Genomic DNA, 14,830 nt, shown 5'->3' on the forward strand with positions numbered 1-14,830 from the left:
CATTCGAGAGGACATGGCATGACCGTCACCGTAGGGATCAACGGATTTGGCCGGATCGGGCGCTGCACCCTGATGCACATCGCAGAAGCTGCGCGCGACGACGTACAAGTGGTCAAGATCAACGCAACCGGCCCAATCGAACCCGCAGCGCACCTCATCCGGTATGACTCGGTCCACGGCCGTTTCGCGAATGACGTCGTCGTACAGAATGGCACCATGGACGTGGGCCAAGGCCCGATCCGCATGTTCTCGACCTATGACATGGACGAGCTGGACTGGACAGGCGTTGACGTCGTTCTGGAATGCACCGGCAAATTCAACGACGGCAACAAGGCGGTCAAACACCGCGAGCGCGGCGCAAAGAAAGTCCTGATTTCAGCCCCCGCGAAAAACGTTCAGAAAACCATCGTATTCGGCGTGAACGACAACCTGCTCGAAGCCAATGACAATGTGATCTCGAACGGCTCTTGCACAACCAATTGTCTGGCACCTTTGGCCAAGGCTCTGCATCAGGGCATCGGCATCGAAAACGGCCTGATGACAACCATCCACAGCTACACGGGCGATCAACCAACCCTCGACCGCCGCCACGATGATCTCTACCGCGCCCGTGCGGCCGCCATGGCGATGATCCCAACGTCCACCGGCGCCGCCAAAGCGTTGGGCGAGGTTCTGCCCGACCTGAAAGGCAAGCTCGATGGCACCGCGATGCGCGTCCCGACCCCGAATGTTTCGGCCGTTGACCTGACCTTCGTGGCCTCAAAGGATGTGACCATCGACGATGTGAACGAAGTCGTACGCGAAGCCGCCGAAGGTGCCATGAAGGGCGTGCTGGCCTATGACCCTGCGCCAAAGGTCTCGGTTGACTTCAACCACACCACCGACAGCTCTATTTTCGCACCGGACCAAACCAAGGTCGTTGGCGGCCGCACCGTGCGCGTTCTGGCATGGTATGACAACGAATGGGGCTTCTCGGCACGTATGGCGGATGTCGCGGCCAAAATGGGCCAGATGATCTGATCCCCACCGCTTAGAAAACTTGCGCCCCCGGGTTCGCTATTGCATACCGATTATGCAGGCAAACGCGGGGGCGTTTTCAATTATGACCAATACGATCGCTCTTGTGCTTGGCATCTTGATCGTGCTCGCCTTGATCGCTGACCAGATCTGGCTGGACGGCGCGGGCGCATTGCTTCTGGCACGCGAATTCGCGCAGATGATCGAGTGGATGGCGTTCTGGCGCTAGGCCTAGGTCATCGACACCCGCACAGACACATCACCCGACAGCGGCTCATCCCAGTTCAGATACAGCTGATCGCCATTGCTGCCCTGCTGCAGATCCACATAAGGCGTCGCCCACCGCGTGACATTGGCCGCCGTGCGCAAGCGCGAGGTGGCAACCACAGAGTCACACCGGCGCGCACGGCCCCCGAATGGCAATTGCCCGCCAGTGTCCACAACCCAAGTGCTGGCGGCTGTATTTTGGTCGTGATCGACCCGTAGCGGATTATAGGTGGGCACGTTGATCCTGTGGAACGTGTTGCCTTCAAACAGCACGTCTTTGCCCCGTGTCATATCCAGCGGAGCGAAAGTGGTATCGACGACGTCGACCTGATCGATATTGGTCTCAAGGCTCCGGAATTTATTGCCCGTCACCGTCAGACCACCAATGAAGTGACCTGTCCCAAAGGGTTTGATCGACACAAACCCAAACCACGGCGCGACGTTGCTGCACAGAAACACATTGTCTGTGATGTTCATCGCAGCAAAGGAAAACCCACCGGTGAAATCGGGGCTCGCACTGTGTTCGTTGCTCCATTCAATCGAGCAATTGTCGATGTAGTTGCCCGTAATCGTGGTCGAGCAATAGCTGGTGGTGATCAAGATCCCTGCGGTTCGCAATCCCGCCGTCGCGCCATCGCCCTGAAAGAAGTGGTTGCCGATCACCGTCGAGTTCGACCCGCCCAGAACGGCAAAGTGACGGAATTGCGTGGCGCGGTTGTTGCGCAGTTTGACGTCATTTGCGTTGGTGTTCAGCACGATCCCGATCCGGTCCTGCGCCAGACGCGATCCCTCGTCGCTGATGAAGTTGCACCTGTCGATCAACATGCCCTGACAGCCCGTCCCGTGGCTGGTGATCGCCTTGTCCAGCGGGCGGTTGATCCAACAGTCTTTCATATGAAACACCAAACCTGACGGCGGCAGCAGCACACCGCTGGCGCGCGACGAACAGATGATTTCAATATCGGACATCACAAAGCGCGTGAGCTTGGTAAAGCCTGAGAAATCCAGAACATATTTGTGCCGCGTAAAGGTGAAAACCTGCGTGCCCTCCGCGTCAAACAAAGGCTTGGACAGGGTCACTTCCTGCGTGGCAAGGTTGGTGTCTAAGACATAGATCTCGCGACCCACCCCATTGCCCGTCACACGCGCACCGGGCTGAATGTTTGCGATATTGCCAACACCCGACAAAACACGCGCATTGCTGGCCGAGTAGCTCGCCGAAGACGTCACGACTTCGCTTTCCCACGCCGTGTCGCCGGTCACCTGAAACTGACCGTTCAGAATATGGCGGCGCTGCGCGAAGCTGGTGATGTTGGGCACGATCGCCTGCAGATCGATCGGCTGTGTGATCGTGATACGGCGTCCGCCCAGATCCAGGGACTCGTGATCCGAATTGTTAAACAGCGCTTGAAAGGCCTTTTCAAAGGCAAGCTGCTCGTTGCCAAAGGCCTCGATATAGGTCGGCAAGTCAAAGGACTTGGTCAGCGCAAAAATGGCAGAGGATGGCATGGTCACGGTGCCCTCAAACTGCACTTTTTCGGTGAACGTCATGCCTCCGTTCAAAAGGAACGTGCCCGATGGAACCAATACTGTGCGCCCGTTGGCAGCCGCATTCGCTGCCTGAAACGCCGCGGTATCATCCGTCACTCCGTCTCCAATTGCGCCAAAATCCCGCACGTCCACCATCGACATCATGTCTCGCAGAAACGCCGAGGTGATGTCGACCACTTCCAGATCATCGATCCGCACGACGCCGCCGCTTGGCCCTGTGAGGTCCAGTCCGATATGGGCATAGGTCGGCGCAGTGCCCCAGACCAAATCAACGCCACCACGCTGCCCCGCGCCCAAAATGGCGCTGACTTCGACAATATCGCCATAGGACGTCAGTGTTTCGGTCGGACCAACTTCGGTCAGGCCAAGCACCTGCGCGCCGCCTGATGCACCCGCCCAGGCCGCCACGCGCACAGTTGGCAGGTTGCCAGACACCGCCTTTACGCGCGCTTTGATCTGAAGATAACACCCTGCCTGAAGCGGCGTTTGCCCCATATAGCGCAGACGCTGCGTCGACTCGGTTTTTTGCAGCTCCAGACAGCCGCCGAAATCCGCATCCGCCGGCACAAATGCCGCATCTGCAGCACCGTCATAGGTGTCAGACCCCGGCGTTCCATCTCCGCGTGACCATTGCCCCAGCCCCTCTGCGAAGGGGGGTGGCATCAGTTGCAATCCTTCGGTGATAGCCTTGTTCATCGACGTCCCTTTCCCTCGGCCAATGGGCCGTAGCCCGTTGCGGGGAAAGGTGGGAAACAGACGTTAAGCTTCGCTCAAAAGCGCGCACGAAGGTGTTGCGTCCATTGGGGCGAGACTAGGCCGTCTCGCCGGGTTTGGGCAGAATTTGAACGCCGTTGATACGCCACATGCCGTCAATCATCTGCATCTGATAATCCAACAAGTGGATCACCCCTTTAGGGTCGGTGATCATCACGCGCTGCCAGAGGTTTCCTGCAATTTCGCGCAACTCCAGATACCGCACGGAATCCGGGCGATGCACCATTGGATAACCGCTGGTGACCATCTGACCGAACCGATCAGACGTGCCAAAGAACCCCTGAATATTCGGGCTGGCATAGGTAAAGGCTTGCTCGAAATCGTCCTGCTGAAACGCAGCAATCTGTTGCGAGATCACCGCCTGTATGTCGGTCTCTTGTGCGACGGAAACGCTGGCCCAAAGGCTGAAGAGAATGGCAAAGAATGTCCGCATGGCTTGTCCTCCTGACCCAAAGCTAGCGCGATTGACCACTTCGGCCAGCCTTAGGGGGCGCAACAGCGCTGCACCGTCGCGTTCCCCTTGCAGCAATCCTGCAGCAAAAACCGCATAACATCGCCGATCGCTTGAAAATTGACGCGATAGATCATCTGCCTGCTTTGGCGTTCTGATGTGACGATGCCGGCCGCTTGCAATGTCGACAGATGAAACGACATGCGTGATGGGCTTGCGCCGACGGCCGTTGCCACGTCGCCTGCCAGCATCCCGTCAGGTCCGGCCTCAACCAGCTGACGCAGCACCTGCAACCGGGTTTGATTGGACAGGGCCGCGAAGGCTTCAATCACCTGGGATTCATTCATATTTCAACACCTCTTGAAATATAGAGCATTCACGGATTATATAATTCAAGAATCATTGAAATGAAAGTGACCCCATGACCCTGCAAGACTTTCTCGATGCCCTGCACGACATGCCTGCCGAGGCCCCTTTGATCTTTACAACCACCGAAGGCGAAATCGGGGCGGGCTATCACATCACAGAGCTGAAATCCCTTGATATCAACAGCATAGACTGTGGCGGCGCGACATCGTCATGGCGTGAGGTTCAGATACAACTGCTGGACGGGCAATCGGGCGTCCCTTTGTCCTCAGGCAAAAGCGCCAAGATTTTAGAGCACAGCCTGACGGCAGTGCCCACCCTCGCACAAGGCGAGGTGTCGTTTGAATTCGCACCCGGCAACCACGGGCTGCGCAGATATATTCCCTCGGCACCGATCTGGTCAGAAGGTCAGGTGCGCATGCATTTGTCCGAAGACGGCGCCACCTGCAAAGCAGCGCAGCGATATGCGCCCACAGCCAGTTGCTGTGGGGCATCCGCGTCCTGTTGCTAGTTGCTAGGAAAAAGAGGGGCGCATCGCCCCTCTAGACCAGCTCGCCCGCCAAGGCGCTCTCGATCAAGGCGATGGTCTCTTCCACGCCATACAGCGCGATAAAGCCACCAAACCGCGGACCTTGGCTTGCACCCAAAAGCACTTCGTAAATCGCGGTGAACCAATCGCGCAGCGGTTCGAAATCATGCAGCTTGCCGATGGCAAAGACCACGGACTGCAGGAATTCGTCATCTGCGAAATCCACCTCGGGCAAAGCGTCATCACGGCCCATCTTTTCGTTCTTGGCTGCAATCGCCGCCAACGCCGCCTCTGGGCTTTTCAACGCATCCGCCAGGGCCTGCAACGCAGTGCGCTCACCATCTGTTGGCGCACGATAGGTTTTGGTCGGTTTGACGAAATCATTGAAGTACCGCACCGCAAACCCTGCCGCGTCATCCATATTCGGATGAGTCTCGGGCGTCGCATCCGGCGCGTATTTGTTGATGAAACCCCAGAGCGTCTCATTGTCCTCTGCCGAAGACACGCTCGCGATGTTCAACAGCATCGCAAAGGGTACCAACATGTCAGACGCAGGCACGTTGTGGCCATGAATATGGAACACCGGATTGTTCAGCTTGCCCTTTTCGTCCTGCCCCGGATAGGCACGCAGCTGTTGGTGATACTCATCCACCGCCTTTGGAATCACGTCAAAATACAGACGCTTCGCGGTCTTTGGCTTTTGGTACATGAAGTACTGCAGAGACTCCGGCGCGGCATAGGTCAGCCACTCTTCCATCGACAGGCCATTGCCCTTGGATTTGGAAATCTTCTGACCCTGTTCGTCGTTAAACAGCTCATAGCTGAGGGACTCAGGCGGGCGCACGCCCAGCGCGCGACAAATTTTGGAGGACTGCGTGACCGAGTCAATCAGGTCTTTGCCCGACATCTCATAGTCCACTTCCAGCGCGGCCCAGCGCATTGCCCAGTCAGGCTTCCACTGCATTTTGACATTGCCGCCGGTTACCGGGATCTCGACCTTTTCCCCGTCAGGCTCTTGATAGACGATCGTGCCTTTTTCCACATTGCGCTCAAGCGTCGGCACTTGCAGAACGTGGCCGGTTTTGGGTGACACAGGCAGGAAGCAAGAATAGGTCGCCTGACGCTCGGCACCCAAGGTGGGCAGCATGATTTCCTGAATTTTGTCAAACCGCGCCAAAGCCGTCAGCAACATCTCGTCAAACTTGCCGCTTTTGTAGTAATCGGTCGCGCTGGCGAATTCATACTCAAAGCCAAAGCTGTCCAGAAACGCGCACAGACGTGCGTTGTTGTGCTGGGCAAAGCCTTCGTGGGTGCCAAATGGGTCACGCACTTTAGTCAGGGGCAGGTGCAGATCCTCGGCCAGCTCGTCTTGCATCGGCAAGTTGCTTGGCACTTTGCGGAACCCGTCCATGTCGTCTGAAAAACAGATCAGCTTGGTTGGGATATCAGAAATCTGTTCAAACGCACGGCGAACCATTGTGGTGCGCGCCACTTCGCCAAACGTGCCGATATGCGGCAGGCCTGACGGACCATAGCCGGTTTGAAACAACACATATCCCTTCTCAGGCGCGCCCTTTTGATAGCGTTTGAGCAAGCGGCGCGCTTCTTCAAAGGGCCAGGCTTTTGAACTCATCGCAGCATCGCGCAGATCAGACATGTGTTTCTCCGAATTTTTAACCCGCCTTACCTCGTGCAAGGCGACGCGGCTTCCTAGGTGCTGCAGGCGCGAAGGTCAACGAAAACAAGTTCCCACCGCGGGGCAATGGGCCAAATACCACAAATCACATGGCCCGCCCGCATCGATCCCCCAGTCGATCCTCTAGAACAACAGGATCCCCGCTTGCCCTCTGACACCGCGCTACCTATTCTTGCCTTAAATTAAGCATTTCCAAAGGCCGCAGAGCAATGACCGAAGAGACCCCCCACCCGTTGACCCCGCAAGACTGCCTTGTTGCCATGATGGTGGCCGTCTCTGCCTCGGATGCCACTATTCGCACATCGGAACTGGTCAATATTCAGAACGCGGTGAACAACCTGCCGATCTTTGCGGATTACGACATCGACCGGATCACCACAGTCAGCCAGACGGTCTATGACTTGTTTGAACAAGAAGACGGCATTGCCGCACTGTTTGGGTTGATCCGCGACAACCTGCCCGAAGGTCTGAATGAAACGGCCTATGCGCTGGCCTGTGATGTGGCCGCATCCGATGGCCACATTTATGAAGGCGAGCTGCGGTTGCTGGAAGAGATGCGTTATGAGCTGAAAATCGACCGTCTGCACGCTGCCGCGATCGAGCGCGGCTCGCGTGCGCGCCACATGACACTGGCGCATGTAAGCTAAGGCAGGGAAAGGGGCTCTGCCCCGATCGGGCCTCAAAAGCTTTTCAAGCTTTTGCAAGACGGCCCTCACCCCCCGGGATATTTAGAGCAAGAGAAAGACCTAACCGCGTCCGCGGTAGGTCGGCACACCCTGCTCTGGGATCCAGACGCCCGGCAGTTCGGGACCGGTCTGGTAGAAGACGTCAATTGGAATGCCGCCGCGCGGATACCAATAGGCGCCGACACGCAGCCATTTGGGCGCGAGCAGCTCTTCGATGCGTTTGCCGATGGTCACCGAACAATCCTCGTGAAACGCGCCGTGGTTGCGGAAAGAACCTAGGAAAAGTTTGAGCGACTTGCTTTCCACCAGCCAGTCGCCCGGCACATAATCGATCACGATATGGGCAAAATCTGGCGCCGCTGTCAGGGGACACAGCGAGGTAAACTCTGGCGCGGTGAAACGTACAGCGTAGTCCGTGCCCTTCTGCGGATTGGGCACGCGCTCCATCACCGCCTCTTCGGGGGTTTGCGGCAATTCGGTTTTGCTGCCCAGCTGCGTCAGGTTTTCATAGATAGATTTGTCAGACATCGTCTTGCTCCTTCAGACGCCGCGCTTGTTGCCCCAGACCAGGACATGCAGCTGCGGCAGGATTTTCACTGTGTACCATTGGTCCGCCAGGGTTTTGTCAATCAGCCACTCGTACCGGCGCATGATCCCGTCCATATCGATCTGGGCATCTTCGGCATCAGGTGGCGGCGGGGTGTGGTTGCCGGGCTGTAGATAGAGCGGCAGGTCCGGAAAACGCGCGGCGACGTCTTTTGCCCAGACGTAATCTGTGTCGTCAAAGACGACGATTTTCATCACCACATCCGCCTGCCCTGAGGCCTGAATACAGGCATCAAAAGCGTCCCAGTCGACGGTTTCGCCCGATGACGGCGGCTTAGGTGACAGGATCAATGGCGCGAGATCCGCGAACCAGCTGCGCGCCACGGACCCTTGGGTCTCGCAGGCAAATTCATACCCTTTGGCACGCCCAAGAGCGATCAGCTCGGCAAAATCCTGAATGGCTGGATTGCCGCCGGACAGAGAGACCGTCAACGGGATACCGCCCGACAGGCGTTCGACCTCGGTCATAACGTCGGCGGCGCTCATCTTGGCCCAGGTATGACGGTATTCGCTGTCTACTGCATGCAGGCTGTCACACCACGAGCAACGATAGTCACAGCCACCGGCCCGCACAAAGACCGTGGGCTGGCCGATCACGGCGCCCTCGCCCTGAATTGTAGGGCCAAAGATCTCGGCGATCCGCAGCATTACGGGCGGTACTCGGCCCAGATCTTGGGCGTTTCCTGAATCTTGACCGCGCTTGTCTGGGACCAGCGTTCCTTACACCAGTCATAGATCACTTTGCACAGCCACTCGGTCGAGACATTGTCCACCTCAAACACATCATTCAGGTGCTTATGGTCCAACGTCGTATCGATCCAGTGCTTGAGGGCATCCAGCTCTTTGAAGTCAACGATGAAACCCACCTCGTCCAGATCGGCCGAAGCGAGTTCGAGGGTTACGATATAGTTGTGCCCGTGCAGGTTGGTGCAGGGATGGCCCTCGGGCAGACCCTTGAGTTGGTGCGATGCCGAGAAATAGAATTCTTTGCCAATACGATACATCAGTGGCTCTCCACGACTGATTTCCAATAGTCCGGATCCGCGTAGTCGGTTGGATCGTCGACACCGGCCAGATGAAAGGCTTCGCGCCGCTCGACGCAGGTGCCGCAACGCCCGCAGTGTTTCTCGCCGCCCTTATAGCAGGACCAGGTGTCAGCAAACGGGGCACCCGCCTTCACGCCTTCGGTGACGATATCGGCCTTCGAGATATTGACGAAAGGCGTATAGAGCGTGACGTCGGCATAGCCGTCCAATGCCTGGTTCTGCATCGCTTGAAAGGCATCAATAAAGCCAGGACGGCAATCCGGATAGATAAAGTGATCGCCCCCATGCACCGCAGTTGCCACAGCATCGGCATTCTTTGCCGCAGCGACCCCAAAGGCCACCGCCAGCATGATCGCGTTGCGGTTGGGCACCACTGTCACTTTCATATTGTCTTCGGCGTAATGGCCGTCTGGCACATCCACATCATCGGTCAGCGCAGAACCCGACAGGAACGCACCGATGTGGCGCATATCAATCAAATCGTGCGGCACGCCCAAGGCCTCGCCTGCGCGTGCGGCGTAGTCTGTTTCTTTCTTGTGGCGCTGGCCGTAGTCAAACGACAAAAGGCCCACAAGTTCGCGTTCCTTGGCGACCTTATAGGCGAGCGTGATTGAGTCCAATCCGCCAGAGCAGATAACAAGTGTCTTCATAACTGATCCTTGTTTTAGCAAACCGGGTAGGCTGCGACCGGTGTTCGGGACCACCCCGAACGGGCGGGGTTTAGCAAAGCAGGATAACCTTGCAAAGGATCAATTTTCCCGAAGACTTCTGCTGAAAATTCCGAAAAATACACTAGCCCGAGAAAATACGCCCCCAGCGCTCGATCATCACCTGTTGCAACTGGCGCGCCCGCCGGTTCCAGCCGCGTGCTCCTTCGGGCCGCTCGCGCTGTGCGCGTGACAGCTTGCGACGCACGGACTCGTTGGCTGAAAAGACCGCAAAGGCCATGACGCGACCATCCTCGGTGTGCATATACCCCGCCAGGCCGCTGACGAAGTTCAATGTCCCGGTTTTGGCATGCACTTTGATCGGATGGGCTTTGTCAGGTTTACCTGCGGGATCCTTGAGTACGATCTCTTTCATCAAGGGCCGCAGGCGTTTGGAACTTTCCGCGCGCGCCAGCCCCAGCGCGGTTTCGCCCGCCTGCATCCGCGAGGCGTCACTTAAGCCAGAGTGGTCTGCGAATTTTGCGCCTTTTATACCCAACTGCGTGCTGGCCCATTTTTCCATCTCGCGGCCAGAGGCCCTGAGCGACGCAGCAAAGACGCCACGTTGCGCTGTCGCGGTCAGACCGATGGTTTCGGCCGTCAGGTTGGTTGAAAACTTCAACATTCCCCGCAACAGGTCAGCCAGAGGAGCGCTTTGATGCAATGCAACCACGTTCCCCTTGGGGCGGGACGATGATTTCTTACCTTGCGGCAGACGCAACCCATGCTGCGCGGCGCACCAGCGAAACACTTCGCCTGCATAGATTTCGGGCTGTCGCACGGGCAGCCAACGGCCTCCGTTGCCGCCCAGCGCGGGGCGCGACACAGACCATTCTTCGACGCCTGACCCGCGCCGATACTCATAGATCGGAGCCGCGCGTGGATCGAGCACGACACGCACCGAGCGCACCGGCGGACGCAGGCGCTCGCTGCGGGCATCCATAGACACTGACAGCCCATCAGCCCCATTGCGCCATTCAAAGAACACACGGTTAAAGTTCAAACAAATGCCCGACACAGAGGGGGAATACCCCACATGCACAGGCTGGCCGCCGTCAATGGATTCAACCGACGGCAAGGCGCCGCCATAGACCAGAAAGCGTCCGGTAATCCGCGTGATCCCGCGTGCGGCGGTCGCTTGGGCAAGCGCATTCAGGTCATCTGTATCCAGCGTCGGATCGCCGCCGCCGACAAGAATAAGATCACCGTTCAGAACGCCATCCTGCACGTCCCCATTGGCCACAACCCGCGTCTTGAAACGATAATCTGGACCCAAGGTGTCCAGCGCATAAAGTGCGGTGATGGATTTCGCGACGCTGGCTGGGGGCAGTTTGTCTTTCGCACCATGGCTCTCCAGCAGCTTGCCAGAAGCCAGATCCACAACCGCCACGCCGGTCTTACCGCCCAGTTTCGCCTGTTCAATCGCGTCTGGTATCGGCACATCACCGCGAATTTTCACCGAGATCGGGCGAAGCTTTGGCCGGACAGACGTCGCAGGCGCCTCCGCCAAAGAAGCGGTCGCCGCAAACCCAAGCAGACTCGTCAGAAACGCGCGTTTTGAAAAATGCGTCAACATAACCAAGCGGTAAAAATTTCCCCAGCCTCAAGCAAGCCACAAGAGCTTGAAGCACGCAAGTGCGGTTAACCTATACAAAAGATAATGTGATATCAGCGCGACGCCCAGCCGCCCTTGGCGCGGATGTCACTAGAGCTGAGATCGATCATGGGAACATTGACGAAACACCACGCAGGCGTAGGAGACTGCACCAATCGACGGCTTTGACGCCCCGGGATCTTGGCGAAGTCATAGATCGCTGCGGCTTTGGCGGTGCGCGCAGCCACCCGGTCGCCGGGGCGCGCCAGAATGCCGACGTGAAAGCGCTCCATGATGGTTTGCCAGTCTTTCCAGCGATGAAACTGCGCCAGGTTATCTGCGCCCATCAGCCACACAAACCGCACACCTGGATAGCGCGCCTGCAGCTGCGCCAGCGTTTCCGCCGTGTACCGCGTGCCCACCCGTGCCTCAAAATCGCTGATCGTGACGCGGGGATGCTGCATGATTGCGCGCGCCGCCGCCATGCGACGCTCAAGCGCCGCGGGTCCGTGTTCTTTCAAAGGATTGCCGGGCGACACCAGCCACCAGACCCGATCTAAACCAAACCGCTTCAGCGCCTCGCGCGTGATGTGCACATGCCCCGCATGCGGCGGGTCAAACGATCCGCCAAGAAGCCCAACGGTCATGCCCGCCGTCAGATATGTCACGCGTTTCCTCATCGTCGCCAAATAGAGAGAGCATCGCCCAGAATGTCCACCCGGCCTTTGCAAAATTTCAACGCCCCTCTTGCGTCCTAAATTTAGTTGACATAAGTCAACCATATGCAGAACCAAGACATCGCCCGCATCCGCCGTTTCTTTCGCGCCGTCACCACCGAGGTCGGCGCGCTGGAGACCTCGTTCCTTGGCAAAGGCCGCCCCCTTGGCGTCGCCCGTGTGCTGCATGCCGTCGGCCATTACGGCGGAGACGTTGCGGGGCTTCGCCGCGAGCTTAACCTCGACAAAGCCATCCTCAGCCGCATCCTGAAAGGCCTTGAGGACGAAGGCCTGCTGACCCTCGCGCCTGATCCCGAGGATGCCCGCCGCCGCGTGGCGCATCTGACCGCCCAAGGCCACGCGGAATGGCAGGACTATGACCGCCTGTCCAATGTGCAGGCCGAAACCCTCGTGTCCCGCTCCAAGGCGCAAGAGGCGCTGCTGAATGCAATGGATCTGATTGCCTCGACCTTTGCCAAAGACCGCGTCACGCTGGTGGAATGTGACCCGCGCGATGAGGCCGCCGTCTGGTGCCTCGGCCAATATTACGCCGAACTCGAACGCCGCTTTGAGCGTGGCTTTGACGTCAACCTGTCCCGAGACCCCGAGGCCGCTGACATGATCGCCCCCAAGGGCGCGTTCTTTGTGGCGATGTCAGACGGGGTGGCCTTGGGCTGTGTGGGGCTCAAAGGCTGGGGCGACGGGCAGGCCGAGATCAAACGGCTCTGGGTGTCGGAGGCCGCGCGGGGCTTGGGCCTCGCGACCCGCCTGATGGAGCGCTGTGATGCGGCCGCGCGGGACTTGGGCATCAAGGTCCTGCGGCTGGATACAAATTCCGCCCTGCCCGAGGCGGCGCGGCTTTATGAGAAGCTTGGCTGGGTCGAGATCGAGCGGTTTAACGACGATCCCTATCCGGATTTGTTTTTTGAGAAGTGGTTAGATTAGAAAGTGACATCACCTCGAAGGGGAGCGCCAGACCCCGGGTACGTATTCACTTTTTTGGAATAGCCGCTAGCAAGTTAAAGATTTGAGCCATACGAAGCAAAATTCCCGCAGTCGAAACAGCGACACACATTCCGTAAATCATGAAGAAAAATCCGATCGCCGAAATAAAGTGAACCGTATAAGCCTGCAACAAAATTACACAAAATAGACTGATTGTTTGAAGTAAAATGAAATGAAAAAAACTTGCTGTAGCGAGCATATAAAGTGATTTCGCCTTCCCTTTCTCCTGCACCTTCTCCATAAATCGCTCGTTTGAAAACGCCAACAGAATAGCCATAGCACCGAGCGAGAACGCCATTAAGCTTGGGATGATTTCAACCGCAGCACTTGCCCACGGCCTTTCGCCATCTTCTTCACTTGTCCAAAGAGGGCTGCAAACAACTGAGAATATGACCGAAAACCACAAGTACTTCGAAGACAGCAACGCAGGCCAACCGCCATACAGCCTCCAATATATTTGGAAGTAATTTGTGCTCTCTTTTTCATTCTCCTGCGACATAGCGTGCTTGTGCAATCGTTGATTTATCGGGATCAGCTTCAACAGAGACTACCTTCGCATGATCCTTAGTGGAAGCTTCGATTGTCTTGCCTCCTTCAGTACGACCGAACGACCTTACATAACCGTTAAAAGCCGCGATCTTTGCGAGAAGTTTATTCCGAGCATTCAGAACAATTGTGTCCACTCCAGGCGCTTTTGCCAATGCGATATCAGTACGTTGTATCCCTTGTTCTTGCAACTCGTCCAAAAGAGCATTGGCTTGATCGTCCAATTCATCTGGATTTGGGCGAAATACTCGCATTTCCACCCTTTTGAGTCGTGGTACCGAAAGCACGCGTTCGACGGAGTCTGCTTCAGGGACTATTTGTACTCTAACTTCTTCAACATCGGTAAAATTGAGCTGACCAAGGATCCTATGAACGGCTAGTTCGGCACGCTTGGGTGACAGATATTTTTTGTCTTCGTTTTGTTGTTCGACATACATGAGATGCTTGGATTCATTAAAAGCATACTCAAAAATACGGCTATTTAGTCCAATATTATTGGGCAAAGAAACTTCGCTATCGCGAAGTGCTAGTTGCTCAAACTCATCCAATTTGATCACGTCTGAATTCTTGTCGACTTGCGTCCACACGGCGATGCGACCAGTGAAAACACCATTTCGGCTCGAACTAATTGGGGAAAGCGCAACGTACTGATCACCCCAAAATTTTACCCCGACACCAGCGGCACGCTCAAAAACACTACGATAAATGCCAGGTGGATGTGGCTGCGCAACTACATTCAGAACAGAAAACTTAATTCGGCGACCAGTGGCCATAAAAAAATCCTTTCAACAACAATTCGTTGAAGTTAGCTCCAACCAATCGAATGATAAACCCCCATTTGCCATCCCCCACCCCATCCGCTATCACCCCCTCTGACGCGCATTTCGCGCCACAGAATCCCTTTAGCCTCGGAGCCCGACACTGGCAGCCTATCAATACGTCTATCACATGCAGGGTGTGTCCAAGACCTACCCCGGCGGCAAGAAATGCTTTGAAAACATCCACCTAAGCTTCCTGCCCGGCGTGAAAATCGGCGTCGTCGGCGTCAACGGCGCGGGTAAATCGACCCTGATGAAGATCATGGCGGGGCTCGACAAAGACTTCACTGGCGAGGCCTGGTCTGCTGAGGGCGCCAAGGTCGGCTATCTGCCGCAGGAGCCTCAGCTGGACGAGAGCCTGTCTGTGCGTGAAAACGTCATGCTGGGCGTGGCCGAGAAGAAAGCCAAAGTCGACCGTTTCAACGCCATCGCCATGGAGATCGCCGAGAACTATA

18 protein-coding genes are annotated in these 14,830 nt (G+C 56.9%); 6 read left to right on the plus strand and 12 right to left on the minus strand.

All coding sequences use genetic code 11. From position 1 onward, the window contains the following. Positions 1-18 precede the first annotated feature (18 nt). Both gap and ACEQWH_RS00525 read left to right on the plus strand, forming a co-directional pair. Complete coding sequence (gene gap / locus ACEQWH_RS00520; protein WP_370227311.1) at positions 19-1,020, plus strand: type I glyceraldehyde-3-phosphate dehydrogenase; 1,002 nt, start codon at positions 19-21, stop codon at positions 1,018-1,020. A gap of 82 nt (positions 1,021-1,102) precedes the next feature. Further along, positions 1,103-1,246, plus strand: a complete 144-nt coding sequence (locus ACEQWH_RS00525) for a hypothetical protein (RefSeq protein WP_370227280.1) — start codon at positions 1,103-1,105, stop codon at positions 1,244-1,246. Between the two features lie 2 nt (positions 1,247-1,248). Here ACEQWH_RS00525 and ACEQWH_RS00530 read toward each other — a convergent pair whose 3' ends face one another. From ACEQWH_RS00530 to ACEQWH_RS00540, 3 genes are all read right to left on the minus strand, one after another. Then, entirely contained in the window at positions 1,249-3,531 is a 2,283-nt protein-coding gene (locus ACEQWH_RS00530) for a glycosyl hydrolase family 28-related protein (protein WP_370227283.1), read from the minus strand. A 115-nt stretch (positions 3,532-3,646) separates the two neighbouring features. After that, on the minus strand, positions 3,647-4,042 hold the full coding sequence (locus tag ACEQWH_RS00535; RefSeq protein WP_370227285.1) for a DUF4864 domain-containing protein: 396 nt from the start codon (positions 4,040-4,042) through the stop codon (positions 3,647-3,649). Positions 4,043-4,092: 50 nt separating this feature from the next. Continuing rightward, positions 4,093-4,407, minus strand: coding sequence for an ArsR/SmtB family transcription factor (locus ACEQWH_RS00540; protein WP_370227286.1), 315 nt, complete (start codon positions 4,405-4,407; stop codon positions 4,093-4,095). A gap of 74 nt (positions 4,408-4,481) precedes the next feature. On the opposite strand from ACEQWH_RS00540, the gene ACEQWH_RS00545 reads away from it, so the two are divergent. Further along, positions 4,482-4,937: a DUF6428 family protein gene (locus tag ACEQWH_RS00545; RefSeq protein WP_370227289.1), complete on the plus strand. Its 456-nt coding sequence runs from the start codon at positions 4,482-4,484 to the stop codon at positions 4,935-4,937. 31 nt (positions 4,938-4,968) lie between these two features. Here ACEQWH_RS00545 and ACEQWH_RS00550 read toward each other — a convergent pair whose 3' ends face one another. Then, positions 4,969-6,612 (minus strand): lysine--tRNA ligase, encoded by a 1,644-nt coding sequence (locus ACEQWH_RS00550; protein ID WP_370227291.1) that lies wholly within the window; start codon positions 6,610-6,612, stop codon positions 4,969-4,971. A 248-nt stretch (positions 6,613-6,860) separates the two neighbouring features. On the opposite strand from ACEQWH_RS00550, the gene ACEQWH_RS00555 reads away from it, so the two are divergent. Continuing rightward, a complete protein-coding gene (locus ACEQWH_RS00555) occupies positions 6,861-7,298 on the plus strand; it encodes a tellurite resistance TerB family protein (protein ID WP_370227293.1) in 438 nt (145 codons plus the stop codon). Between the two features lie 99 nt (positions 7,299-7,397). On the opposite strand, the gene queF is transcribed toward ACEQWH_RS00555, so the two are convergent. From queF to ACEQWH_RS00585, 6 genes are all read right to left on the minus strand, one after another. After that, on the minus strand, positions 7,398-7,865 hold the full coding sequence (gene queF / locus ACEQWH_RS00560) for a preQ(1) synthase (protein WP_370227296.1): 468 nt from the start codon (positions 7,863-7,865) through the stop codon (positions 7,398-7,400). A gap of 12 nt (positions 7,866-7,877) precedes the next feature. After that, a complete protein-coding gene (queE, locus tag ACEQWH_RS00565) occupies positions 7,878-8,591 on the minus strand; it encodes a 7-carboxy-7-deazaguanine synthase QueE (protein ID WP_370227298.1) in 714 nt (237 codons plus the stop codon). Then, entirely contained in the window at positions 8,591-8,947 is a 357-nt protein-coding gene (gene queD, locus ACEQWH_RS00570) for a 6-carboxytetrahydropterin synthase QueD (protein WP_370227300.1), read from the minus strand. The genes queE and queD overlap by 1 nt, the downstream gene beginning before the upstream one ends. Then, positions 8,947-9,639: a 7-cyano-7-deazaguanine synthase QueC gene (gene queC, locus ACEQWH_RS00575; RefSeq protein ID WP_370227302.1), complete on the minus strand. Its 693-nt coding sequence runs from the start codon at positions 9,637-9,639 to the stop codon at positions 8,947-8,949. The genes queD and queC overlap by 1 nt, the downstream gene beginning before the upstream one ends. A 142-nt stretch (positions 9,640-9,781) precedes the next feature. Continuing rightward, the gene (dacB, locus tag ACEQWH_RS00580) at positions 9,782-11,272 is read right to left on the minus strand and encodes a D-alanyl-D-alanine carboxypeptidase/D-alanyl-D-alanine-endopeptidase (protein WP_370227314.1); all 1,491 of its coding nucleotides are present in this window, start codon (positions 11,270-11,272) and stop codon (positions 9,782-9,784) included. Positions 11,273-11,364: 92 nt separating this feature from the next. Next, positions 11,365-11,970 (minus strand): nicotinate-nucleotide adenylyltransferase, encoded by a 606-nt coding sequence (locus ACEQWH_RS00585; RefSeq protein ID WP_370227303.1) that lies wholly within the window; start codon positions 11,968-11,970, stop codon positions 11,365-11,367. Between the two features lie 102 nt (positions 11,971-12,072). On the opposite strand from ACEQWH_RS00585, the gene ACEQWH_RS00590 reads away from it, so the two are divergent. Then, positions 12,073-12,951 (plus strand): GNAT family N-acetyltransferase, encoded by an 879-nt coding sequence (locus tag ACEQWH_RS00590; RefSeq protein ID WP_370227304.1) that lies wholly within the window; start codon positions 12,073-12,075, stop codon positions 12,949-12,951. Positions 12,952-12,997: 46 nt separating this feature from the next. On the opposite strand, the gene ACEQWH_RS00595 is transcribed toward ACEQWH_RS00590, so the two are convergent. Together ACEQWH_RS00595 and ACEQWH_RS00600 are read right to left on the minus strand one after the other, a co-directional pair. After that, positions 12,998-13,510: a hypothetical protein gene (locus tag ACEQWH_RS00595; RefSeq protein WP_370227307.1), complete on the minus strand. Its 513-nt coding sequence runs from the start codon at positions 13,508-13,510 to the stop codon at positions 12,998-13,000. After that, positions 13,494-14,330 carry a DUF4747 family protein gene (locus tag ACEQWH_RS00600; RefSeq protein WP_370227309.1) on the minus strand — a complete coding sequence of 279 codons (837 nt, stop codon included), beginning with the start codon at positions 14,328-14,330 and terminating at the stop codon, positions 13,494-13,496. Before ACEQWH_RS00600 ends, ACEQWH_RS00595 begins: the two co-directional genes overlap by 17 nt. Before the next feature lie 148 nt (positions 14,331-14,478). Between ACEQWH_RS00600 and ACEQWH_RS00605 the strand changes: the two genes are divergently transcribed. Next, the coding region (locus ACEQWH_RS00605) for an ATP-binding cassette domain-containing protein (RefSeq protein ID WP_370227316.1) at positions 14,479-14,830 on the plus strand (352 nt) is incomplete at its 3' end.

It is taken from the genome of Cognatishimia sp., from assembly GCF_964229375.1.
GTDB lineage: Bacteria > Pseudomonadota > Alphaproteobacteria > Rhodobacterales > Rhodobacteraceae > Cognatishimia.